The sequence below is a fragment of the Curtobacterium sp. MCBD17_003 genome (genome assembly GCF_003234885.2).
Lineage (GTDB): Bacteria > Actinomycetota > Actinomycetes > Actinomycetales > Microbacteriaceae > Curtobacterium.
Genome location: NZ_CP126275.1, coordinates 2,226,618 through 2,248,968 on the forward strand (window position 1 = coordinate 2,226,618; position 22,351 = coordinate 2,248,968).

Sequence of the window (22,351 nt, forward strand, 5' to 3'; positions counted from 1 at the left end):
TCACGGGTCGATGTTACCGGCGCGGGACCGGGCACCCGGCCGCGGTCCGCCCGTCCGTTCGTCCGTCCGTCCGCGCGTCGAGATGGCCGCGCCGGCACACCGGCCACCGCGGTCGGTGTGCCTACCGGCTCGTGTTCGGCACCGTGACGGTCTTGCACCCGAGACTCGTGTCGGCGCCACCGCCGACGCTCACCGCCGTCAGGCAGACCCTCCGCGACCCGGCCGCCGCGGGGACGAGTGCGGTGAAGCCGTGGGACGCCCCCGCGCCGTACACCCGCGCGACGTCCTTCCGCGTCGTGTCGGCCCTGAACGTGGTCGTCGTCGACCCGATGGCGGCCCGGACGGTGAGGGCGGTCCCGGTCTGGTCGCCGTCGAACGCCCATCCGGCCACCCGGATGCCACCGGCCGCGCCGGTCGCCGAGTCGAAGGACCCCTTCGGGCTGACGGACGGGACGGTCACGGTCCTGCATCCGAGGCTGCTGTCGCCGCCGCCCGCGACCCCGGCCGCGCTCGCGCAGACCGCGTGCTTCCCGCTCGTCGCCGGGACGGTGGCGGAGAACCCGTGCGCGGCCGTGACGCCGTAGGCGCGCGCGACGTCGGGCCGGGTGACGTTCGCGGTGATCGTGGTCGCCGCGCCGTCGACGGTGATCCGGACGGACAGGGGCGTTCGGGTCGCGTCGGGATCGAACGCCCATCCCTGGACGGTGACACCGGCCGTGACCGCGGTGGCGCGGTCGAACGACCCCTTCGGGGCGGATCCCGCGGGCGCGGTCGTGCCGCCGTTGCCGGAGCTCGCGCTCACGGTGCCGTTCGGGTCCAGCACGGCGTTCGCGACGAGGGCCCGGGCGTAGCTCGGGTACCACTCCCCCGCGGCGGGCGCACCGCCACAGGAACCGTCGCTCGCGCCGGGGGTCTTCACCCACAGGAGGGCGTCGAGCGCCGTGCCGTCGTCGACGACGCGCGGGGCCGCGCCGAGTCCGGCTCCGGGCCCGTTGCACCAGGTGCCCCGCCAGCCCTGCCCGTTGCGTGACGTGTCGATGACGTAGTGGGCGCCGCCCGTCGCCGCGGAGACCTGCTGGTCGTAGGCCTGCTCCTGCGCGGTCGGGTAGTAGTTCGCGACGTTGCTGAAGAAGCCGCGCGCATCGGCGACACCCGCGGAACGGAGGCGCTGCGCCATGGTGGCCGGGGCGACCCAGTTCGAGTTCCCCCCGTCGAGGTACGCCGGGACCCCCGCGGCGGTGAAGGCGCTGACCTCGTGCGACAGGAGCGCGTACCGGCTCGTCGCCTCGTCGGGGCAGCTGCTCAGCATCGCGAGGGAGTCCGGCTCGACCATCACGGCCGCTCGCTTCCCCCGCAGGGTCGATGCGATGAGGTCCACCCACCGCGTGTACTGCGTCGCGGTCATGCCGCCGGACGAGTAGCCGCCGCAGTCGCGGTTCGGGATCGCGTAGGTGACGTAGACGGGCGTCGCGCCCGCCCCGGCCGCCGCGGCCTCCGTCGAGGTGAGGAGGTCGACGAGCTGCGCGTTCGAGTACCACTCGCCCAGCCAGATCGCGACCGGGTACTGCGCGATGGCGCGGGCGGCCGCGGCCCCGCTGCTGTCGCCCGCCGCCGCGAGGCTGCTGGCCGCCTGGGCCGCCTGGCTCGTGGGCTCGCGGTACGGTCCGCCGGCGAAGACGCCGCTCGACGCGGCGCTGTGGACCGTGGCGACGGTGAGGGGTGTACCCGACGCGGCGGACGCCGCGGACACGGGCACGACGGCGATCGAGACGATCGCGGCGGCGGCCGCGACGATCCCGGCGGTCGCGGCGCAGAGAGAGCGGAGCATGGACGTTCCTGACGGCGTGGTGGGCGCGGTCGTGCGTCGGGGACGCACGGGGTGGAACGTGCGTCGGGAGCACACGTGACTGGCTGTTGTCCATGACAACAGCAGTGGTCACCCCTGTGCACCGCCCAGTCCGGGGGATCCCCCATCGGGGGACGGCGCCGGTCGGGAGGGACGGCGCCGGGCCGTCGCGCGGCCGCCCGTCAGTCGTCGAAGTGCGCTGCGGCCGCCCGGGCACGGAACACGACGTCGTCGACGTCGTCGCCCGTGACCGTGACGTGGCCGATCTTCCGCCCGGGCCGCGGCGCCTTGCCGTAGAAGTGGTACTTCGCCTCGGGGAACTCGGCGAGTGCGGCGGGGTAGCGCGACGCGAGGTCGCCGTCGGCCGGGCCGCCGAGCACGTTCACCATGGCCGCGGTGGGCGCGTGCATGCCCGGCGCTCCGAGCGGCAGGTCGAGGACCGCGCGGAGGTGCTGCTCGAACTGGCTCGTCGTGGCGCCGTCGATGGACCAGTGCCCGGTGTTGTGCGGCCGCATCGCGAGTTCGTTGATGAGGATCCGCTCATCGTCGGTCTCGAACAGCTCGACCGCGAGCACGCCCGTGACGTCGAGCTCCTCGGCGATGCGGACGGCGATGTCCCCGGTCGTGTCCGCGATCCGCCCCGCGCTGCCCGGCGCCGGCGCGATGACCTCGGCGCACACGCCGTTGCGCTGGACGGTCTCGACGAGGGGCCACGGGACGACCTCGCCCGAGGGACGCCGCGCCACGGACTGCGCCAACTCCCGCGTGAAGGCGACGAGCTCCTCGACGAGCAACGCGTCACCCGAGGCGGTCTCGGCCAGGGCGGTGAACCAGTCGTCGGCCTGGTCGGACGCCGTCACGACGCGGACGCCCTTGCCGTCGTACCCGCCACGGGCGGTCTTGACGACCGCGCGGCCGCCGTGGGCGTCGAGGAAGGCGCCGAGTTCGGCCGCGTCGTGCACGGCGGCCCAGTCGGGCACGGGCAACCCGAGCGACGACAGCCGTGTGCGCATGACGATCTTGTCCTGCGCCACGGCGAGGGCGGCGGGACCGGGACGCACGGCCACGCCGGCGTCGACGAGCGCGGCCAGCACGTCCTGGGGCACGTGCTCGTGGTCGAACGTCACGACGTCGACCTCGCGCGCGAAGGCGAGCACGGTCGCGGCGTCGTGGTAGTCACCCGTGGCCGTCGCGGCGATCGAGGCCGCCATGCCCGGCTGCTCCGCGAGCACCCGGATGTCGAGGCCGAGTTCCACGGCCGGGGGCACCATCATCCGGGCCAGCTGTCCGCCACCGATCACGCCGACGCGCAACGCCATGTCCGTGTGTTCCCTCCACGACGACCGGGACCGATCCCAGCGCGTCATCTAGACTCGCGGCGGCCGTTCTCGCATCCGCCGGCCACAACTCTACGGAACCGGGAGGGCCCGTGCGGCGTCTCTTCGCACAGCTCGCGCGCTTCGGCATCGTCGGAGCAGTCGGGTTCGTGGTCGACACCGGCCTGTTCAACCTCCTCCGCCTCACCGTCCTCGCCCCCGAGCACGTGCACGCCGGTCCCTTCTTCGCCAAGCTCATCTCGACCACGGTGGCGATCCTCGTGAACTGGGTCGGGAACCGCTACTGGACGTTCCGGCACCAGCGCCGTTCCGTGGCCGTGCGTGAGGGCATCGAGTTCGTCGTCGTGTCACTCGGCGGCATGCTCATCTCCCTCGGGTGCCTCTGGATCTCGCACTACGTCCTCGGCTACCACTCCGCGCTCGCGGACAACATCTCGTCGAACGTGATCGGCCTCGTGCTCGGTACGGCCTTCCGGTTCTGGCTGTACAAGGTGTGGGTGTACCACCCGGACCGCACCCTGGACACGCAGGACCGCAGCGTCCCCGCGGTCGCAGCCGACACAACGCCCTGACCGCGAGCCGTCGTCGGCGCGTTCCACGACCCTCCCGGCCGTTGCGGGGTGGGGTGGGGCCCGCCTGCCAGGATCGGGTCCATGCCAGGTTCTCGCCGTCGGGGCGGTCTCGTCCCGCTGCCCGTCGTCGTGTCACTCGGGGTCGGCGTGGCCCTCGCCCTCACGGGGTGCGGCGGCGGCGACCCGACACCGACACGGACCGCGCACGGCGCGAGCGCGACGCCCCACCCGACCGGCGACGCCACCACCGCGACGGGTGCGACGGCGGGTGCTGCCCCGATCAGCAGCGGCGCGCCATCGGGACCGGCGTCAGCCGACCCGGGAGCGACCGCGGGTGCCGGTGGGTCCGGCTCCGGCGGGTCGTCGTCCTCGGGCGGGGCCGGCACCGGGACGACAGCGCCGGTCGACGTCGCCGGGATCGCCGCGCAGGGCGTCACGGCCGCCGGTGGTGGCACCGTCATCGCGTTCTCGAAGTCCGGTGCCGACGGCTGGACCGTGCTCGTCGTGGGGACCGGCGGGGCCGAGACGCAGTCGGTCGTCTCGGGGACGACGGAACGGGTGATCAGCGGCCCCTTCCCGAAGCAGGTGGACGCCGCGACGCAGGCCGCGGACGCCGCCGCGGCGACGGCGGCACGCGTCGACGTCGCCCACGCCGCCACGACGGCGACCGCCGCGGTCGACGGCGGCAGGGTGATGTCCCTCCGCCTCGGCGCCGCCGGATCGTCGCACCGGTGGACCGTGCTCGTCAGTGCCGGCGGCACCACCCACACGGTCGTCGTCGACGCGACGACCGGCAGCGTCGTCTCGACGGCCTGACGGACGGGCGGGCGCGGACCGGGCGGCCGGTGGAGCGTCGGACTCCGGTCAGCGCCCCATGCCGCGGTACGTGAACCCCGCCTGCCGCCAGGCCTGCGGATCGAGGCAGTTGCGGCCGTCGACGATCGCCTTGGCCGCCACGAGGGCACCGACCGCGGCCGGCTCGAGGTCCCGGAACTCCTGCCACTCGGTCAGCACGAGGACGACGTCGGCGCCGCCGAGGGCCTCGGCGGCGCTCTCGGCGTAGGTGAGTTCGGGATGGACGCGCTGCGAGGTGTGGACGGCCTCGGGGTCGTAGGCCACGACCACGGCCCCCGCCGCCCGCAGTCGTGCCGCGATGTCGAGCGCCGGGGAGTCGCGCACGTCGTCCGAGTCGGGCTTGAACGCCAGACCGAGCACCGCGACGCGGCGGCCCTGGACGTCGCCGCCGAGGAGCTCCGTCGCGACGTCCACGAGGCGGTCGCGACGCCGCAGGTTGACGGCGTCGACGTCCTCGAGGAAGTCGAGCGTGTGCGGCAGGCCGAGTTCGATCGACCGGGCACGGAAGGCACGGATGTCCTTCGGCAGGCACCCGCCCCCGAACCCGAGGCCCGCGTTGAGGAACCGCCGGCCGATGCGGGCGTCGAGCCCGATGGCGTCGGCGAGGGCGGTGACGTCGGCGCCGGTGACCTCGGCGATCTCGGCCATCGCGTTGATGAACGAGATCTTCGTCGCGAGGAACGCGTTCGCGCTCACCTTCACGAGTTCGGCCGTCGCGCGATCGACCACGAGTCGGGGCGTCCCCGCGGCGAGGGCCGCGGCGTAGACGTCGTCGAGCACCTCGACCGCGCGCTCACCCTCGACCCCGTCCGGCACGCCGTACACGATCCGGTCCGGGCTGATCGTGTCCTGCACGGCGAAGCCCTCGCGCAGGAACTCGGGGTTCCAGACGAGCGTCGCGTCGGGTTCGGCCACGGCGAGGTCCTCCGCCAGGCGCGCCGCCGTGCCGACCGGCACGGTCGACTTGCCGACGACGAGCTGTCCGGCACCGACGTGCGGCAGCAGTGCGGCCACCGCCGCGTCGACGTACCGGAGGTCGGCCGCTCCGTCGGCACCCTGTGGGGTCCCCACGGCGAGGAAGTGCACCTCGGACCCCGCGACGTCCGCGATCTCCGTCGTGAACCGGATGCGGCCGGTCGCGAGGGCCTCGCTGAGGATCTCGGGGAGTCCCGGCTCGAAGAACGGTGCCTCACCGCGGGACAGCGCCGCGATCTTGACGGGATCGACGTCGACGCCGACGACCTCGTGTCCGAGCTTGGCCATGGAGACGGCGTGGACGGCACCGAGGTACCCACAGCCGATCACTGAGATGCGCACCCGACGAACTTACCGGAGCGCGCCGACGCCGAGCGGCCGGACGCACCGGGGCCTCACCCGCGCCCCACCCCCGGTGTCCCCGTGGGCCCGGACCCCGGATCACCGGCGCGTCACGACCGAGCGCCTCCGGGTCCGACGTCGTCGGACCCGGGGCCGCGGAGGATCTCCTCCCACGTCGGACCGGTGGCGTGCGCGGCGGGCGGCGGTGCGGCACGGCCGGCGAGCTCCTGCACGGCGGCCGCCACGAGCGCGACACCCGGCACGTCCCAGAACAGCACCGGACGGTCCGACGCCCCCTGCACGACCACGTCCCCGGATCCGCAGAGCCGCTGCCCGATCGAGCGGTGCACGGACACGACGAGCGCTGGCGTCAGCACCACCTCGGTGCGGTGCCGCATGAGGACCCCCTCGTGCGCGACGAGTCGGTGCGTGGTGACGACGAACCGCGTCGACAACCAGCGGAGGAACGGCACGAGCGCCCCGAGCACGAGCACCACGAGCGCCGCCACCGACACGACGAGGTCGACCCACGCCCACTGCGCGTGGAACACGCCGTGACCGGAGCCGTAGCCCGCGGCCGCGACGAGGAGCGCGACGACGGGCCGGACCAACTGGCGCCCGGAGGGCCGGATCCGGGCGACGACGCGCTCGCTGGGTCCGTCCTCGTCGGGCATGGCGTCATGCATACCGCAGGTGCGTCACATCGCCCACGGCGATCGCCGTGACGGCACCGGATGCACGGCCTGCTCCCGGCGTGGACGCAGTGCCGGGCCCCTCGACGACCAGACGACCCTCGTCGTCGAGGTCCGTCGCGGTCCCCTCGAGCACGGATCCGTCCGGGAGCTCGACGCGCACCTCGCGTCCGATGGTTCCGCACGCCGCACGGACCCGGGCGCGCACGCCGGGCAGGTCCGCGGACAGACCGGACACGGCCTCCCGGAACCGCGTCCAGAAGCCGGCCAGCACGACGTCGGCGAGGTCGTCGGCGCCCCCACGCGCACCGGCGAGCGCGAGCGACGTCGCGACGGGTGTGGGCAGGTCGTCCTCGGTCAGGGTGAGGTTCACGCCCGCGCCCACGACGACGGACCCGTCCGCGGCGACCTGGGCGAGGATCCCGCACAGCTTCCGGTCGTCGACGAGCACGTCGTTCGGCCACTTCACGGCGACCGCGGTCGCCGTGACGAGCGGCGCGACCGCGTCCCGCATCGCCACGCCGGCCACGAGCGGCAGCCAGCCCCGCGCCACCGGGTCGAGGTCCGCACGGACGAGCACGCTGACCGCGAGCGTGCGACCGGGCGGCGCCGTCCACACGCGGTCGAGCCGCCCGCGCCCGGCCGTCTGGTCGAGTGTGGCCAGCGCGGCGAGGTGATCGGTCGCCGGCGCGGTGGCGAGGAGATCCGCGTTCGTCGACCCCGTCGACGCCACGACCGTGAGCGGCACCCCGGCGGCACGGGATCGTTCGAACGACATGCGAGCCAATGTACGGGTCGCGCCCCCGCCGGGAGCACGTCCGCCGGTTGCATGACACCGTGCACTCCGACCCCCAGGAACCGTGGGGACCCTCCAACGGACGGCGCTCGACCGGCCGGTAGGGTGATCGGGTGAGCACCCCCGAGTCCCCCAACGGCGTGGACGCGCCGGACCTGTCGACCACCGCCGGGCGCCTCGCCGACCTCCGGGTGCGGTACCACGAGGCCGTGACCGCCGCAGGCGAGGCCGCGATCGCGAAGCAGCACGCCAAGGGCAAGATGACCGCCCGCGAGCGCATCGCCGCGCTCCTCGACGAGGGCTCGTTCGTCGAGCTCGACGAGTTCGTGCGGCACCGCACCTCCGCCTTCGGCATGGACGCCAAGCGCCCCTACGGCGACGCGGTCGTCACGGGCACGGGCACGATCCACGGCCGGCAGGTCGCCGTGTACGCGCAGGACTTCACGGTCTTCGGCGGATCACTCGGCGAGGTCGCGGGCGAGAAGATCGTCAAGGTCATGGACCTGGCGCTCAAGACGGGTGTCCCGATCATCGGGATCCTCGACTCCGGCGGCGCGCGCATCCAAGAGGGCGTCGTCGCACTCGGCAAGTACGGCGAGATCTTCCGCCGGAACACCGCCGCGTCCGGCGTCATCCCCCAGATCTCCATCGTCATGGGACCGGCCGCGGGGGGCGCGGTGTACTCCCCCGCCCTCACGGACTTCGTGATCATGGTCGACAAGACGAGCCACATGTTCGTCACCGGACCGGACGTCATCAAGACCGTCACCGGCGAGGACGTCGGGTTCGAGGAACTCGGCGGCGCGCAGACCCACAACGCGGTGTCCGGGGTGTCGCACTACCTCGCCGAGGACGAACAGGACGCACTCGACTACGCCCGCTCGCTGGTCGGGTTCCTTCCGGACAACAACCTGTCCGACGCCCCGGCCTACGACACCGCGGTCGAGCTCGAGACCACCGACGCGGACCGGGAGCTCGACGTCGTCATCCCGGACTCGACGAACCAGCCGTACGACGTCATGACGATCATCGACCACGTCGTCGACGACGGCGACTTCCTCGAGGTCCAGCCGCTCTTCGCACCGAACATCGTCATCGGGTTCGGTCGCGTCGAGGGACGCACGGTCGGCGTGATCGCGAACCAGCCGCAGGCGATGGCGGGGACCCTGAACATCGACGCCGGTGAGAAGGCGGCCCGCTTCGTCCGGTTCTGCGACGCGTTCTCCATCCCGATCCTCACGCTCGTGGACGTCCCGGGGTACCTGCCGGGCACCGACCAGGAGTGGACGGGCGTGATCCGGCGCGGCGCGAAGCTCCTGTACGCCTACGCCGAGGCCACGGTGCCGCTCGTCACGGTCATCACGCGCAAAGCGTACGGCGGGGCCTACATCGTCATGGGCTCCAAGCAGCTCGGCGCCGACATCAACCTGGCGTGGCCGACGGCCGAGATCGCCGTGATGGGCGGCCAGGGCGCCGTCAACATCCTCTACCGGAGCGACATCAAGCGCGCCGAGGAAGCCGGCGAGGACGTCGCCGCGGTCCGGGCGCAGCTCGCCAACGAGTACACGTACAACGTGGCGAGCCCCTACCTGGCCGCCGAGCGCGGCGAGCTCGACGGGATCATCCAGCCGCACGCGACGCGGGTCGCCGTGGTCAAGGCCCTGCGCGCCCTCCGCGGCAAGCGTGCGGCCCTCCCGCCCAAGAAGCACGGGAACATCCCGCTGTGAGCGCCGACGCGAGCGCGTCGGACCGGCCGGGAGGGCCGGGGAGCGCCGACGGGATCGACCTCTCGGTGGTCGCGGGGTCGCCGACACCCGAGGACATCGCGGCCGTCACGGCCGTGCTCCGCGCTGCCGCCGACGCCGCAGCGGCGCGCGGCCGCACCGTGGTGTCGGTCGACCCCCGCGCCGGGTGGGAGGCCGCCAGCCGCTCTCCGCGGACGATGCCGTCGGGTGCCGCCGGAACCTGGTCCCGCTCGCTCCGCTGATCCCGGGCACCGCCGCGGCCACGTCGCGACATTCCGGGGTACGACATCCAGGAATGTCCCCCGAAATGACGACTGTCCCGGGACCGCGGCCGTGTCATCATCGATGTGTTCGATGTGCCTCTTCGAGGAACATCGCCGAGCGACGACCGATTCGGGTTCGGCGTCGCTCCCGTCGAGTCAGAGCGACATTCGGGTTGTCGCTCTGACTCGTTCCCTTCGACGAGCGGGCTGGTGGACCACCGGCCCGCTTCGTCGTTCAACGAGGCGCGTGAGCGTCGCGGGACGCCGTCCCTCAGCCGGCCGGGCGCGGGTCGAGGTGCCGTGGGATCTCGAGCCACAGCACGACGGAGTCGTCCTCGTCGCCGTCCTCGTCGTCGAGACCGGCTCCGAGCGCCGCGGACTCGCTCGCGTCGCCGTCCAGGCGGAGTCCGACGACCGTGACGGCGGTGTCCGATCCCCCGGGAACGGTGCGGATCACCACGGTGTCGGCACCCGCGGCAGCCCGGAGGCCCCGCGCCAGCTCCGCGTGGACGCGCGCGCGGTCCTCGTCCTCGAGTTCGTCGAGACCACCCTCGTCGAGGAGCTGGACGGTGGCACCGGCGCGCCGGAGCGCCATGACCTCGTGCCGGACCTCGTCCGAGAGCAGGCTCCGCCCCCGGATCTCGTCGCGGATGGCGCCCTCGAGGTTGACGGACTCGAGTCGCTCCTCGGCGGACAGGTCCCCGCAGGTGGCGATGATCCGCTGGAGCATCGGCAGCGCCATGCGGGTCGTCTGCTCGAGCCGGAACTGCCGCTCGTGCACGTGGGCGTCCTGTGCCGCCTGCCAGTCGACGGTCTCCTGCTCGGCCCGGACGAAGTCGCGGAGCACGCGGGTCGCACCGTTCATCGCGGCGACGAACGCCGACGCGATGGCCACCCACGACAGGCTCCCGATCACCCCGAGCGACGCCAGCCCGCCGGGTCCCGCCCACAGCACCGAGTGGAGCGCGAGGAACCCGACGCCGATCCACGCGAACGCCGTGCGCTGGCGGACGACGAGGATGACCATGAGCGTCCCGACGGCCGCGACGTACCAGGTCGCGTACCCGGTGCCGACCGAGGCCGGGGGGACCTCCGGCGCGATGACGAGCGGCATCACGACCGACGTGGCGAGCGCGAAGCAGGCCGACCACACCGGGAGCGTGCCGTCCGTCGTGACGAGGGCGGCAGCGGTGGCGGCGACGTAGAGGACCATGCACGCGATGACCGGCTGGACGTCCCGGACCTCGGACAAGGACGTCACGGCGAGCACCAGGTGGTACAGCGAGAAGATCGCGGCGAGCGCGGTGGCGACGCCGGCGGGGAGCGAGGCCCTCATCGTCCACCCCGCGACGAAGCCGCCTCGACCGGGACGGACGCGGGCGCGGCCTCGGGCGCCCAGGTGAGCACGACGCGGGTGCCGCGACCGGGCGCGCTGACGAGCCGCGCCTCCCCGCCGGCGACCCCGACGCGCTCGATGATGGACCGACGCACGCCGAGCCGCTCGGCCGGCACGGTCCCCGGATCGAACCCGGCGCCGTCGTCGCCGATCTCGATGCGCACGCCGGCGGCGCCGATCCCGATGAGCGTGACCCACCGACGGACGGCGTCGTCGCCCGCGTGTTGCACGCTGTTCACCGCGGCCTGCAGGGTCGCGGCGGCGAGGGCCTCGGCGACCGACGCCGGCAGGTCGCGGTCGTCGACGTCCTGGGAGCGGACGTCCACGGGGGCGGCGAGCGCCCCGACGGTCTCCACCACGCGGGACCGGACCGCGGAGAACGGCACCGGCGGCACCACGGCGGGGCCGCCCCGCGCGGCCGCCGCGTCGAGGTGGGCGATCGCGTTCCGCGCCATCGTCGCCGCGAGGGTCTTCGCCTCGGGGGTGTCGGCGCGCGCCGCCGAGAGCAGGGTGGTGAGCACGCTGTCGTGCACGATGGCGTCGACCTGCACCCGCTCGAGCTCGATGGCGTGTTCGCGCATGGCCCGGGCGTAGCGCTGCACCGCGGTCGCCTGCGCGGCGTCGACGGCGGCGGCGGCACGGCGGATCACGACGATGAGCACGAGGGCCGCGCCCCCGAGGATCATGACGTACACGCCGTCGAGCACGGCGCGGGGCAGCGAGACGGCGCCGCCCGATGGGGTCATCCGGACGACGACGTAGGCGACGGGCACGAGGACGTTGTAGACGGCGGCGATCTGCCACGTGCGGAACGCGATGGCGGCTGCGATCGTCGCGACGTTGCACAACCACCAGAGCCAGGGCACCTGCGCCTGCGGGAGGCTCCCCGGCACCGTCAACGGCCAGGTGACGAGCGCGACGAGGAACACGACCGCGACGACGATCTGCGCGGTCCGCGCGAGCCGGCGGACGACGGCCGTCGCCCCGACGAACACGATCGAGGCGCAGACGACGAGCGCCACGACGAGTCCCCACACGGGGTCGAGCGACGGGAGCTGCTGGAGCACCGGCGGGACGGTGACCGCGCCGAACCCGAGGGCCGCCGCGGCGAGCATGACCGCGATGGCCCGCTCGAGGGTGGTCGCGGTGATGGCCGGCCGGATGCTCCGGCTCGGGTCCGCCGCGACCGGCGGTGCGGCGTCAGCGACCATCGCCGTCCGCGTCGAGTCCCGGCAGGATGCCGTCCTCGACCGCACGGCGCAGCAGATCGACCTTGGTCGGGGCCGGGCGTCCGACCTCGACGTACTTCACGCGGATGCGGTCCAGGTACTCGCGCGCGGTGGAGTAGCCGATGCCGAGCTGCTGGGCGGCGAGCTTGAGCGGCAGCCCGGACGCGTACAGGTGCAGGATCTCGCGTTCGCGACGCCCGAGCTGGGCCTTGGCGAAGTCGCGGTCGGCGTCGATGGCGCTCGCCCACTCGAGGTTGTTGAGGACGTCCCCGCGCGCGACGGTCGCGACCGCGGCCATGACGGTCTTCGTCGCGGAGGACTTCGGGATGACCCCGGCGGCACCGGCGGCGAGGGCCTCTCGGACGCTCGCGACGCGGTCGGCGATGCTGTGCACGAGGACGGCGGCCCCCGTGCCCTGGACATGCTTGACGTTCTCGGTCACGGTCGAGCCGTCGCCGAGGGACAGGTCGAGCACGACGACGTCGACCTCGCGCCCGGCGAGGGCCTCGACGTACTCCGGGACGCTCGCGGCGGTGAGCACGACCTCGTAGCCCTCGGCCTGGCACGCGGCCTGGATGCCGAGCCGGACGGACTCGTGGTCGTCGACGATCGCGACCCGGACCGGCCTGGTCGTCGTGCTCGTGTGGTCCACGCTGGTGGACGTCGTTCCTGATGCCACGGTCGCCTCGCTTCCGGCGTGCGGCCCCTGTTCCGCTCGCCGTCACCATCGTACTCAGGCCGCCACCAGCATCGGGCTCGGTTCCGGTCCGCGGTTCGGGGGACGGCGAGGACGGGGTCAGACCTCGGGGACGAGCCGCGCCACGGCCTCGACGTGGTGCGTGTGCGGGAACAGGTCGTGCCCGCGGACGTCGTCCAGCCGGTACCCGAGCTCGGCGAACGTGGCGACGTCGCGCGCCAGCGCGACGGGGTCGCACGCGACGTACACGACCTGGGCGGGCTCGAGCGCGACGACGGACTCGACCACGTCCCTCCCGGCCCCGGCCCGCGGCGGGTCGAGCACGACGGTGCCAGCGGCCAACCGGTCCCGCTCGGTCCGCCCGACCGTGTCCAGCGTGCGGCGCAGCCACCGGTCGACGCGCCCCGTCTCGGCACGCGCTCCGACCCATTCGGCGAGGTTCTCCTGGGCGTGCTCGGTCGCGGCCGCGGCGCCCTCGACGCTCGTGACGCGGTATCCACCTCCGACGAGGTCACCGAGCGCCGCCGCGAGCAGCCCGACGCCGCCGTACAGGTCGAGGTGGTGGCCCTGGGGGTCGAGCCGGTCCGGATCCACGGCGCGCCGGACGGCGTCGGTCAGGACCCGGGGTGCGGCACGGTGCACCTGCCAGAACCCCGTGTCGTCGACGGCGAACACCCGGTCGCCGACCCGTTCGTGCACGACGGTGGGTGCCTGCGCGTCGATGACGAGCCGACCCTCGCCCGACCCCTCCGACGGGGCCAGGACGTCGACCACGGCCGCGCCCGGCATGGTCCTCGCGCCGAGCGGTGCGGCCGCCGCGACGGCGGCCGCCGCGAGCGGCAGGTCGTGCACCGCGACGACGTGGTGCGAGCGCGCGGCGAAGGGGCCGGGCGTGCCGTCCTCGTCGACGTGCAGCCGGACGCGGGTCCGCCAGCCGAGACCGTCCGCGGCGTCGTCCCCGGGCGCGGCGACGACCTCGACGTCGGGCAGGTCGAGGTGTGCGAACCGCGCGAACGCCTCGACGAGGACCTGCTGCTTCAGGGCCCGCTGGTGCTCGAGTGCGATGTGTCCGAACTCGGCACCACCGGCCCGCTCGGCGGGATCGCGCTCGATCGCGGCGGCCTCCCAGACGTGCGGACGACGGTGCGGTGACGGCGCGAGCACCTCGACGGTGTCCGCGCGCCAGAACGACTTCTTCCGGTCCTCACCCACCCGGGCGACGACCCGCTCGCCCGGGATCGCGTCGGTCACGAACACGACGCGTCCCTCGTGCCGCGCCACCGTGATCCCGCCGTGCGCGATCCCGGTGACGTCGAGTTCGAGCAGCGTTCCGACCTGGTCACCCATGGAACGATGGTCGCATGCGCACCCGCCTGTACCTCGCGAGCACCTCCCCGGCACGGCGTGCCCTCCTGGCCCAGTCGGGGATCGAGCCCGTCCTCGTGGCGCCCGGCGTCGACGAGGAGTCCACCGCCGCCGCCGAGGCACAGCGCCTCGGTCGGGCGCTCACGGGCCCCGAGCTCGTGTCGCTGCTCGCCGTCGCGAAGGCCCGCGCCGTCGCGGACCGGTCGATCGCCGGCTCCCCCGTGGACGGTGTCGTCCTCGGAGGCGACTCCGCGTTCGAGGTCGACGGCCACCTGTACGGCAAACCCCACGACCCGGTCGTCGCGCGCGAGCGGTGGCGCGGGATGCTCGCGGCCGGCGGCGGCACCCTGTGGTCCGGCCACTGCGTCGTCGACCGCCGACGGGACCGGCCGGGAGGCTCCGGTACGGCCGCGTCGACGACCGCCGACGACCACGCGACCGGTGCGCATGCGGGACCGGCGGGCCGGGCCGGTGCCGTTCCTCCCGGCATGCGGATCGAGGGTGACACCGTCGTGGCGGTGGACGGTGCGCGGCTCACCTTCGCCGACGACGTCGACCCCGACGAGGTGGCGGCGTACGTGGCGACCGGCGAGCCGCTCGAGGTCGCGGGCGCGTTCACGATCGACGGCGCCGCCGCCGCGTACATCACCCGGATCGACGGTGCCCCGAGCGCGGTCGTCGGACTGTCGCTGCCCATGCTGCGGTCGATGCTCCGCCACGGCTTCGGCATCGCCTGGCACGATCTGTGGGCCACCGCCTGACCCGGAGGGCGTTGTAGCAACCGCACGGCCGGACCACGCCTTCTTTGTGCATGCCGGTCAATGGGGGCACCCGAGGCGCGAATACGCTGAGTTCTCATGCCCCGTATCAGCAAGGTCCTCATCGCGAACCGTGGCGAGATCGCGGTCCGGATCATCCGAGCGGCACGTGACGCGGGCAAGGCCTCGGTCGCCGTCTACGCCGACCAGGACCGTGACGCCCTGCACGCCCGCCTCGCCGACGAGGCCTACGCGCTGAACGGGACGACGAGCGCCGACACCTACCTCGTCATCGACAAGATCGTCTCCGTCGCCCGACGCTCCGGTGCCGACGCCGTGCACCCCGGGTACGGGTTCCTCGCCGAGAACGCGGACTTCGCCCGCGCGGTGATCGACGCCGGACTCGTGTGGATCGGCCCGTCGCCCGAGGCCATCGAGCGGCTCGGCGACAAGGTGTCCGCCCGGCACGTGGCGGAGGCGGTCGGCGCGCCGCTCGCACCCGGCACCATCGAGCCGGTCCAGGACGTCTCCGAGGTCGTGGCCTTCGCGGACGAGGTCGGCCTGCCCGTCGCCATCAAGGCGGCGTTCGGCGGCGGCGGTCGTGGCCTCAAGGTCGCCCGGACCCGCGAGGAGATCCCCGAGCTGTTCGACTCCGCCACCCGCGAGGCCGTGGCGGCGTTCGGACGCGGCGAGTGCTTCGTCGAGAAGTACCTCGACGAACCGCGCCACGTCGAGACCCAGTGCCTGGCCGACGCCGAGGGCAACGTCGTCGTCGTGTCGACGCGTGACTGCTCGCTGCAGCGCCGCCACCAGAAGCTCGTCGAGGAGGCCCCGGCGCCGTACCTGACGCCGGAGCAGACCGAGCAGCTGTACACCTCTTCGAAGGCCATCCTGCGCGAGGTCGGCTACCTCGGCGCGGGCACCTGCGAGTTCCTGGTCGGTCGGGACGGCACCGTCTCGTTCCTCGAGGTGAACACGCGCCTGCAGGTCGAGCACACGGTGTCCGAGGAGGTCACCGGCATCGACCTGGTTCGCGAGCAGTTCCGCATCGCCGAGGGCGGCACGCTCGACTACCCGGACCCGGAGGCCCGTGGGCACTCGTTCGAGTTCCGCATCAACGGCGAGGACCCCGGCCGCAACTTCTTCCCCGCGCCCGGCCCGGTCCACGTGTTCCACGCCCCGTCCGGTCCCGGCGTCCGCGTCGACTCCGGAGTCGTCTCCGGCGACGTCGTCACCGGTGCGTTCGACTCGCTGCTCGCCAAGCTCGTCGTCACCGGAGCGTCGCGCGCCGAGGCGTTGGAGCGTTCGCGTCGTGCGCTGGCCGAGTTCGAGGTCACGGGCCTCCCGACCGTCCTGCCGTTCCACCGCGCCGTCGTGGAGGACCCGGCGTTCGCCACCGCCGACGACGCACCGTTCAGCGTGTACACCCGCTGGATCGAGACCGACTTCGTCAACGAGATCCCCGCGTGGTCGGGCGAGCCCGAGGCGCTCCCCGAGCCGCCGGCGCGCGAACGGGTCGTCGTCGAGGTCGCGGGCAAGCGGATCGAGGTCACGATGCCGAGCGTCGTCGGCGTCGCGGCGTCCCCCCGGCACCGGACCGCTCCCCCGAAGCGCCGCACCTCCACGGTCCGGGGCGGCGGCGCCGGTGGTCCGTCCGGCGCGAGCGTCACCTCGCCGATGCAGGCGACCGTCGTCAAGCTCGCCGTCGAGGAGGGCCAGGAGGTCGTCAAGGGCGATCTGCTCGTCGTGCTCGAGGCCATGAAGATGGAGCAGCCCGTGCAGGCGCACCGCGACGGCGTCGTGCGCGCCGTGAACGCGCCCGTCGGGCAGACCGTGTCCTCGGGACACGTGCTGCTCGAGCTCGCGTAGCGCGGCCCTGGTCCTCCACACGCCGGGAGGCGCGGCGCGGCTCCACACGCGGGGGCCGTCGACGAGCGCGCGGACGAGCCGCATCTAGAGTTGTCGGCATGGCCACCACGACCAGCGAGAACCCCCTGAACGACCCCGCGGTCGACCCGTTCGAGGTCGCCCGTGACGCCGCCGCCGTGATCGCGGACCGCTCGGGCATCGAGCACCACGACATCGCCCTGACCCTCGGGAGCGGTTGGGCGAAGGCCGCGGACCTCCTCGGCGAGACCGTGTCCGAGGTCCCCGCCACCGAGGTCCCCGGGTTCAGCGCCTCCGCGGTCGTCGGACACACGGGAACGCTGCGATCCGTGCGGATGCCTGACGGGCGGCACGCGCTCGTCATCGGCGCTCGGACGCACTACTACGAAGGCCACGGCGTCCGCCGGGTCGTGCACAACGTCCGCACCGCTGCCGCGACCGGCGCGTCGATCATGGTGCTCACGAACGGCGCGGGCGGCATCAAGGAGCACTGGAAGCCCGGCACGCCCGTCCTCATCAGCGACCACATCAACCTCACCGCGGACAGCCCGCTCGAGGGCGCGACCTTCGTCGACCTGACCGACCTGTACGCCGCACGGCTCCGCGCCGTGGCGAAGGAGATCGACCCGACGCTCGACGAGGGCGTGTACACGCAGTTCCGCGGGCCGCAGTACGAGACCTGGGCCGAGGTGCGGATGGCCCGGACGATCGGCGGTGACATCGTCGGCATGTCCACCGCGCTCGAGGCCATCGCCGCGCGGCAGGCCGGCATGGAGGTCCTCGGCTTCTCGCTCATCACGAACCTGGCTGCCGGGATCCAGAAGGAACCCCTCTCGCACGCCGAGGTCCTGCAAGCCGGCAAGGACGCCGAGCCCGTGATCGCCGACCTGCTCGCCCGGGTCGTGGCGGCACTGTGAGCGGCACGGTGTCCGGCGCGCACGACCCGGACGACGAGTCGACACGCGCGGCCCTGCTCGATGCCGCGACGCGCTGGCTCGACCAGGACCCCGACGACGAGACCCGCGCCGAACTCGACGCGCTGCTCGGTGCTGCGCGCGACGACGACGACTGGGCGCCGCTCGCGGACCGTTTCGGGTCACGCCTCGCGTTCGGCACGGCCGGCCTCCGGGGCGAGCTCGGCGCCGGACCGACCCGGATGAACCGCGTGCTCGTCACCCAGGCCGCGGCGGGACTCGGACGCTTCCTCATCGACTCCGGGCGCGTCCGCAGTGTCGTCATCGGCTACGACGGCCGCGTCAACTCCGACGTGTTCGCCCGCGACTCCGCCGAGGTCCTGGCGGGGCTCGGCATCGAGGTCACGTTGCTGTCCGAGGCCCTGCCGACGCCCGTGCTCGCGTTCGCCGTGCGGCACCTCGACGTCGGCGCCGGAGTGATGGTGACCGCGAGCCACAACCCGCCGCGGGACAACGGCTACAAGGTGTACCTCGGCCAGGGCGACCACGGCTCCCAGATCGTCCCACCCGTCGACGCCGAGATCGCCCAGGCCATCGACGCCGTCGCCGGGGGCGACATCCGTGACCTCGCCCGCAGCGATGCCTACGCGATCCAGGGCACCGAGGTCGTCGACGCGTACGTCGCCGCCACCGCCGGTCTCGTCGACGCACCCGCCCTGCCGCCGCGGGAGCAGCCGCGCGTCGTCTACACGGCCATGCACGGCGTCGGCTGGGCCACCGCCCGCCAGGTGTTCGCGGCTGCCGGGTTCGCCGAGCCCGACGTCGTCCCCGAGCAGATCGAGCCCGACGGGGCGTTCCCCACCGTGGCCTTCCCGAACCCGGAGGAGCCGGGGGCCATGGACCTGGCGCTCGCGCGCGGTGTCGAGCTCGACGCCGATCTCGTCGTCGCCAACGACCCGGACGCCGACCGCCTGGCGCTCGCGATCCCCGTTCCCGCCGACGACGGCTCCCGGTCCTTCCGGCGGCTCTCGGGCAACGAGGTCGGATGGCTGCTCGGCTGGCGTGCTGCGGAGCAGGCTGCTCAGGGTCGAGCTGGGCGGGCGACGGGTGACGCCGCGGACGAGGGCACCAGGCCGACCCTCGCCGCCAGCATCGTGAGTTCCCCTGCACTCCGGCACGTGGCGGAGCGGTACGGCCTGGACTACCGCGACACCCTGACCGGCTTCAAGTGGGTCTCCAGGGTCCCGGGCCTCGTCTTCGGGTACGAGGAAGCCCTCGGGTACCTCGTCGACCCGCAGGTCATCCGCGACAAGGACGGCATCTCGGCGGCGGTCGTGCTCCTGGGTCTGGCCACCGAACTCGCCGCTCGTGGCCGTACCATCGCCGACCGGTTGCAGGAGTTCGCCGACACGTTCGGTGCCGCTGGCTCGGGGCAGGTGTCCGTCCGTGTCGACGACCTCGACCGCATCGGACAGGTGATGTCCGCGCTCCGGGAGACGCCGCCGGCCGATCTCGACGGCATCGGTGTCCGCGAGGTCACGGACTTCCGCGACGGCGTGGAGGGTTTCCCGCCGTCCGACATCCTGCGCTGGGACCTCGACGGCGGCGCACGGGTGATCGTGCGGCCGAGCGGTACGGAGCCGAAGGTGAAGGTCTACATCGACACGGTGTCCTCCGAGGGCCCGGACGCCGCGGCGGTCCTCGTGCAGCGGATCGCGGACGCGGTGCGCCCCCTCGTCTCCTAGTCCCCCGGATTCTCCACAACCGACGGTCCGAGGGACGGTGCTGCACCGCGCTTCCTGCACCATGGCCGCATGCACGAGCTGTCCGTCATCGCGACCCCGTCCGACCCCGAGCTCGGCCGACAACTGCGACGAGCGACGGAGCGAGGTGCGCTGACACGCCTCGCTCCCGGTCGCTTCGTCCGGACCGACCACTGGGATGCCGCGAGCGCCGACGTGCGACACCGTGCTCGGATCCGCGCCGTCTTGCCGACCACGGCGCCGGGGACGGTGGTGTCTCACTCGTCAGCGGTCGCCGTGCACGGTCTCCCCTGGCTCGGTGCGTTCCCGTCGATCGTCACGGTCACCGATCCGAAGCGCGTCAACGGTCAACGGCGGAGCACGATCCGGAAGCTCGGCGGAGCGACGCGGTTCATCACGGTGACCCGCTGGCGTCGGTCCCTCGTCACGACCCCGGCTGCCACGGGCGTCGACATCGCACTCGCCGAGGATCGACGGCACGCCATCGTCGTCCTCGATGCGCTGCTGCGGTCGGGAGTCCGGCGGCCAGAACTCACGCGAGAACTCCGCATGCGTCCGGCGTCACGCGCCCGTCGCCGTGCTGCAGACCTGATCGCCCTCGCGAGCGGGGACAGCGGGTCCCCGGGCGAGAGCGTCACGCGCCTGCTCATGCACGATCTCGGTGCGCCGATGCCGGTCCTGCAAGCACCCTTCCACGACGCCGACGGTCTCATCGGACGTGTCGACTTCTGGTTCCCGACCAGTGGCGTCATCGTCGAGTTCGACGGCGCGGTGAAGTACCGGTCGCGAGCGATGCGGCACGGTCGCTCCATCGAGCGTGTCGTGATGGACGAGAAGCGGCGCGAGGACCGGCTCCGGAGCGTTCCGGGCGTCCGGACGGTGCTCCGTCTCGTGTGGGCCGACATCCAACCCGGCGGCACAGCACCGGAGCAACTCGCTCGGGTCGGTCTCCTCGCGCACGTGGCATGAGCTGGCTGAAGTCGAACCGGGCCGCAGCGGGTTGAGCCGCGCGATGGCCCGGCTCGTTGTCCACTCGGCGGTTCACAGTGGCGCAACGAGCGGGAGCGACCCGGCCGCGGTCAGCCGAGCGCTCGCTCGACCGCGGCCGAGATCTCCTGCTGGTCGAAGTGGTTCCGGATGAGGATGACCTCGGCGTAGGTCCGTCCGATGGCCTCCACGAACTCCTCGCTCGTCAGGATGACCTGGGCGTCAGCCGCGACGTCCCGCACCGAGGCGACGTCGGCCGCGACGACGTCGGCGTCGAGCCCGAGGTCGGCGAGCGCCCGCTCCGCGTTGACCTTGAGGATCCCGCTCGAACCGATACCCGCACCGCAGATCGTCACGATCTTCATGCCGTCACCCCCATGATCTGCCGGACCTCGTCCGGGCTCTGCGCCGCCGCCAACCGATCGGTCACGGAGGCGTCGTTGAACAGGTTGGCCAGGGCGCCGATGGAGTCGAGATGCCCTCCGACGGACGCCACGGCGAGCCCGAGCACGACCCGAACGGGATCGTTGTGCGGATGCCCGAAGACCACCGGTGCGGCCAGGGTCACCACGGCGAGACCGTCGCGGTGCACCTCGGGACCCGGTCGGGCGTGCGCCAACGCCAGCCCGGGCGAGATCACGATGTACGGGCCGTGCTCCTCGACCATGGCGACCATCGACCGGCCGTAGGAGGGGTCCGTCGCTCCCGATGCCGCGAGCGCTCCGCCCGCGAGACCGATGGCCGCGCGCCAGTCCGCCGCCGTCTCGTGGATCACGACGGCGCTGTCAGGGAGCGGCGGGAGCGTGGCGGTCATGCCTCGGCGTGGCCCGTGGTGATCGTCGCGATGATCTCCTCGCGGTCCTCGAGGGGCAGGAACGCTCCGAGCGCGGCGTTGATCTGGAACGCCGCGAGGTCGTCGAGGTCGTACCCGAACGTCGCGGCGAGGAGCGCGAGCTCCTTCGACAACGACGTGTCGCTCATGAGCCGGTTGTCGGTGTTGACCGTGACCCGGAACCCGAGCTGGTACAGCGTGTCGAACGGGTGGTCCGCCAGGTCGTCGCCCCAGGCCGCGATCGCCCCGGTCTGCAGGTTCGACGACGGCGACACCTCGAGCGGGATCTCACGGTCCCGCACCCACGACGCGATCTCGCCCAGGGCCGCGAGGGCCGAGCCGTCCGTGTCGGCGTCGGTGATCTCGACGTCCTCGAACACGCGGACGCCGTGCCCGAGCCGCAGCGCACGACCGTCGAGCAGCGCCGATCGGATGGAGTCGAGCCCCGCCGCCTCGCCGGCGTGCACGGTGACGGGCATGAACTGCGCCGCCAGGTAGTCGAACGCCGCACGGTGCCGCGATGCGGGGAAGCCGTCCTCGGCGCCCGCGATGTCGAAGCCGACGACCCCGTGGTCACGGTGCCGCACGGCGAGTTCCGCGATCTCGAGCCCGCGGTCGGCGTGGCGCATCGCGGTCACGAGCTGCCCGACGCGGATCCGCCCGCCAGCGGCGTCCACGGCTTCCTCGATGCCCTGCTGCACCGCCTCGACGGTCTGGTCGAGCGTCAGACCGCCCTGGAGGTGCTGCTCGGGCGCCCAGCGCACCTCGCCGTACACGACACCGTCGGCCACGAGGTCCTCGACGAAGTCCCGCGCGACACGCGTCAGTCCCTCGCGGCTCTGCATGACGGCGGTCGTGACGTCGAACGTCTTGAGGTACTCGACGAGCGACCCGGAGTTCGACTGGTCCGCGAACCAGCGCCCGAGGTCGTCCGGATCGGTCGTCGGCAGGGACACCCCGGCCGCGTCGGCGAGCTCGACGATGGTCGTCGGGCGGAGGCCGCCGTCGAGGTGATCGTGCAGGGACACCTTGGGCAGGTCGTTGATCACCGCCCCGCCGTCCGGGAGCCGGTAGGTCTGGTCGGGGGCGCTCATGCCCCC

At 73.2% G+C, this 22,351-nt stretch carries 21 protein-coding genes; 9 read left to right on the plus strand and 12 right to left on the minus strand.

What is annotated here, in order from left to right; translation table 11 throughout:
• Positions 1-121: 121 nt before the first annotated feature.
• Positions 122-1,828, minus strand: a complete 1,707-nt coding sequence (locus DEI88_RS10485) for a glycoside hydrolase family 6 protein (protein ID WP_111071366.1) — start codon at positions 1,826-1,828, stop codon at positions 122-124.
• A 200-nt stretch (positions 1,829-2,028) separates the two neighbouring features.
• The gene (locus tag DEI88_RS10490) at positions 2,029-3,213 is read right to left on the minus strand and encodes a 5-(carboxyamino)imidazole ribonucleotide synthase (RefSeq protein WP_258374928.1); all 1,185 of its coding nucleotides are present in this window, start codon (positions 3,211-3,213) and stop codon (positions 2,029-2,031) included.
• 62 nt (positions 3,214-3,275) lie between these two features.
• Between DEI88_RS10490 and DEI88_RS10495 the strand changes: the two genes are divergently transcribed.
• Positions 3,276-3,755, plus strand: a complete 480-nt coding sequence (locus tag DEI88_RS10495) for a GtrA family protein (RefSeq protein ID WP_111009529.1) — start codon at positions 3,276-3,278, stop codon at positions 3,753-3,755.
• A gap of 81 nt (positions 3,756-3,836) precedes the next feature.
• Entirely contained in the window at positions 3,837-4,571 is a 735-nt protein-coding gene (locus DEI88_RS10500; protein WP_111071364.1) for a hypothetical protein, read from the plus strand.
• A gap of 48 nt (positions 4,572-4,619) precedes the next feature.
• Here the strand turns inward: DEI88_RS10500 and DEI88_RS10505 are convergent, their stop codons facing one another.
• From DEI88_RS10505 to DEI88_RS10515, 3 genes are all read right to left on the minus strand, one after another.
• Positions 4,620-5,927: a UDP-glucose dehydrogenase family protein gene (locus tag DEI88_RS10505; protein ID WP_111013470.1), complete on the minus strand. Its 1,308-nt coding sequence runs from the start codon at positions 5,925-5,927 to the stop codon at positions 4,620-4,622.
• A gap of 110 nt (positions 5,928-6,037) precedes the next feature.
• A complete protein-coding gene (locus tag DEI88_RS10510; RefSeq protein ID WP_111071363.1) occupies positions 6,038-6,601 on the minus strand; it encodes a PH domain-containing protein in 564 nt (187 codons plus the stop codon).
• Between the two features lie 4 nt (positions 6,602-6,605).
• Entirely contained in the window at positions 6,606-7,397 is a 792-nt protein-coding gene (locus DEI88_RS10515; RefSeq protein ID WP_111071362.1) for a biotin--[acetyl-CoA-carboxylase] ligase, read from the minus strand.
• Positions 7,398-7,528: 131 nt separating this feature from the next.
• Between DEI88_RS10515 and DEI88_RS10520 the strand changes: the two genes are divergently transcribed.
• Positions 7,529-9,142 (plus strand): acyl-CoA carboxylase subunit beta, encoded by a 1,614-nt coding sequence (locus tag DEI88_RS10520; RefSeq protein WP_181435168.1) that lies wholly within the window; start codon positions 7,529-7,531, stop codon positions 9,140-9,142.
• Positions 9,139-9,402 carry an acyl-CoA carboxylase epsilon subunit gene (locus DEI88_RS10525; protein WP_111049257.1) on the plus strand — a complete coding sequence of 88 codons (264 nt, stop codon included), beginning with the start codon at positions 9,139-9,141 and terminating at the stop codon, positions 9,400-9,402. Before DEI88_RS10520 ends, DEI88_RS10525 begins: the two co-directional genes overlap by 4 nt.
• Positions 9,403-9,694: 292 nt before the next feature.
• On the opposite strand, the gene DEI88_RS10530 is transcribed toward DEI88_RS10525, so the two are convergent.
• From DEI88_RS10530 to DEI88_RS10545, 4 genes are all read right to left on the minus strand, one after another.
• The gene (locus DEI88_RS10530) at positions 9,695-10,759 is read right to left on the minus strand and encodes a DUF8320 family protein (protein ID WP_111036611.1); all 1,065 of its coding nucleotides are present in this window, start codon (positions 10,757-10,759) and stop codon (positions 9,695-9,697) included.
• Positions 10,756-12,030 carry a sensor histidine kinase gene (locus tag DEI88_RS10535; RefSeq protein WP_111071361.1) on the minus strand — a complete coding sequence of 425 codons (1,275 nt, stop codon included), beginning with the start codon at positions 12,028-12,030 and terminating at the stop codon, positions 10,756-10,758. The genes DEI88_RS10530 and DEI88_RS10535 overlap by 4 nt, the downstream gene beginning before the upstream one ends.
• The gene (locus DEI88_RS10540; protein ID WP_258368518.1) at positions 12,020-12,700 is read right to left on the minus strand and encodes a response regulator transcription factor; all 681 of its coding nucleotides are present in this window, start codon (positions 12,698-12,700) and stop codon (positions 12,020-12,022) included. The genes DEI88_RS10535 and DEI88_RS10540 overlap by 11 nt, the downstream gene beginning before the upstream one ends.
• A gap of 144 nt (positions 12,701-12,844) precedes the next feature.
• On the minus strand, positions 12,845-14,092 hold the full coding sequence (locus DEI88_RS10545) for a class I SAM-dependent RNA methyltransferase (protein WP_111071360.1): 1,248 nt from the start codon (positions 14,090-14,092) through the stop codon (positions 12,845-12,847).
• A gap of 14 nt (positions 14,093-14,106) precedes the next feature.
• On the opposite strand from DEI88_RS10545, the gene DEI88_RS10550 reads away from it, so the two are divergent.
• From DEI88_RS10550 to DEI88_RS10570, 5 genes are all read left to right on the plus strand, one after another.
• Positions 14,107-14,871: a Maf family protein gene (locus DEI88_RS10550; RefSeq protein WP_111026201.1), complete on the plus strand. Its 765-nt coding sequence runs from the start codon at positions 14,107-14,109 to the stop codon at positions 14,869-14,871.
• 96 nt (positions 14,872-14,967) lie between these two features.
• On the plus strand, positions 14,968-16,737 hold the full coding sequence (locus DEI88_RS10555) for an acetyl/propionyl/methylcrotonyl-CoA carboxylase subunit alpha (RefSeq protein ID WP_111009519.1): 1,770 nt from the start codon (positions 14,968-14,970) through the stop codon (positions 16,735-16,737).
• A 98-nt stretch (positions 16,738-16,835) separates the two neighbouring features.
• The gene (locus DEI88_RS10560) at positions 16,836-17,672 is read left to right on the plus strand and encodes a purine-nucleoside phosphorylase (RefSeq protein WP_111071359.1); all 837 of its coding nucleotides are present in this window, start codon (positions 16,836-16,838) and stop codon (positions 17,670-17,672) included.
• Entirely contained in the window at positions 17,669-19,414 is a 1,746-nt protein-coding gene (locus DEI88_RS10565; RefSeq protein WP_502866968.1) for a phospho-sugar mutase, read from the plus strand. The genes DEI88_RS10560 and DEI88_RS10565 overlap by 4 nt, the downstream gene beginning before the upstream one ends.
• Positions 19,415-19,483: 69 nt before the next feature.
• On the plus strand, positions 19,484-20,401 hold the full coding sequence (locus DEI88_RS10570) for a hypothetical protein (RefSeq protein ID WP_111036614.1): 918 nt from the start codon (positions 19,484-19,486) through the stop codon (positions 20,399-20,401).
• A gap of 110 nt (positions 20,402-20,511) precedes the next feature.
• Here the strand turns inward: DEI88_RS10570 and DEI88_RS10575 are convergent, their stop codons facing one another.
• From DEI88_RS10575 to DEI88_RS10585, 3 genes are read right to left on the minus strand one after another with little or no spacing between them, the layout of a single operon-like run.
• Positions 20,512-20,784, minus strand: coding sequence for a PTS sugar transporter subunit IIB (locus DEI88_RS10575; protein ID WP_111071358.1), 273 nt, complete (start codon positions 20,782-20,784; stop codon positions 20,512-20,514).
• Complete coding sequence (locus DEI88_RS10580) at positions 20,781-21,233, minus strand: PTS sugar transporter subunit IIA (protein WP_111009515.1); 453 nt, start codon at positions 21,231-21,233, stop codon at positions 20,781-20,783. The genes DEI88_RS10575 and DEI88_RS10580 overlap by 4 nt, the downstream gene beginning before the upstream one ends.
• Entirely contained in the window at positions 21,230-22,345 is a 1,116-nt protein-coding gene (locus DEI88_RS10585; protein ID WP_111009514.1) for an adenosine deaminase, read from the minus strand. The genes DEI88_RS10580 and DEI88_RS10585 overlap by 4 nt, the downstream gene beginning before the upstream one ends.
• Positions 22,346-22,351: the final 6 nt, after the last annotated feature.

Excerpts from the sequence above, each read along its gene's own strand:
- DEI88_RS10535 (WP_111071361.1), bottom strand. The coding sequence starts at position 12,030 with ATGGTCGCTGACGCCGCACCGCCGGTCGCGGCGGACCCGAGCCGGAGC.
- DEI88_RS10550 (WP_111026201.1), top strand. The coding sequence starts at position 14,107 with ATGCGCACCCGCCTGTACCTCGCGAGCACCTCCCCGGCACGGCGTGCC.
- DEI88_RS10510 (WP_111071363.1), bottom strand. The coding sequence starts at position 6,601 with ATGCCCGACGAGGACGGACCCAGCGAGCGCGTCGTCGCCCGGATCCGG.
- DEI88_RS10585 (WP_111009514.1), bottom strand. The coding sequence starts at position 22,345 with ATGAGCGCCCCCGACCAGACCTACCGGCTCCCGGACGGCGGGGCGGTG.
- DEI88_RS10500 (WP_111071364.1), top strand. The coding sequence starts at position 3,837 with ATGCCAGGTTCTCGCCGTCGGGGCGGTCTCGTCCCGCTGCCCGTCGTC.
- DEI88_RS10490 (WP_258374928.1), bottom strand. The coding sequence starts at position 3,213 with ATGACGCGCTGGGATCGGTCCCGGTCGTCGTGGAGGGAACACACGGAC.
- DEI88_RS10545 (WP_111071360.1), bottom strand. The coding sequence starts at position 14,092 with ATGGGTGACCAGGTCGGAACGCTGCTCGAACTCGACGTCACCGGGATC.
- DEI88_RS10580 (WP_111009515.1), bottom strand. The coding sequence starts at position 21,233 with ATGACCGCCACGCTCCCGCCGCTCCCTGACAGCGCCGTCGTGATCCAC.
- DEI88_RS10530 (WP_111036611.1), bottom strand. The coding sequence starts at position 10,759 with ATGAGGGCCTCGCTCCCCGCCGGCGTCGCCACCGCGCTCGCCGCGATC.
- DEI88_RS10555 (WP_111009519.1), top strand. The coding sequence starts at position 14,968 with ATGCCCCGTATCAGCAAGGTCCTCATCGCGAACCGTGGCGAGATCGCG.
- DEI88_RS10560 (WP_111071359.1), top strand. The coding sequence starts at position 16,836 with ATGGCCACCACGACCAGCGAGAACCCCCTGAACGACCCCGCGGTCGAC.
- DEI88_RS10570 (WP_111036614.1), top strand. The coding sequence starts at position 19,484 with ATGCACGAGCTGTCCGTCATCGCGACCCCGTCCGACCCCGAGCTCGGC.
- DEI88_RS10575 (WP_111071358.1), bottom strand. The coding sequence starts at position 20,784 with ATGAAGATCGTGACGATCTGCGGTGCGGGTATCGGTTCGAGCGGGATC.
- DEI88_RS10515 (WP_111071362.1), bottom strand. The coding sequence starts at position 7,397 with ATGTCGTTCGAACGATCCCGTGCCGCCGGGGTGCCGCTCACGGTCGTG.
- DEI88_RS10485 (WP_111071366.1), bottom strand. The coding sequence starts at position 1,828 with ATGCTCCGCTCTCTCTGCGCCGCGACCGCCGGGATCGTCGCGGCCGCC.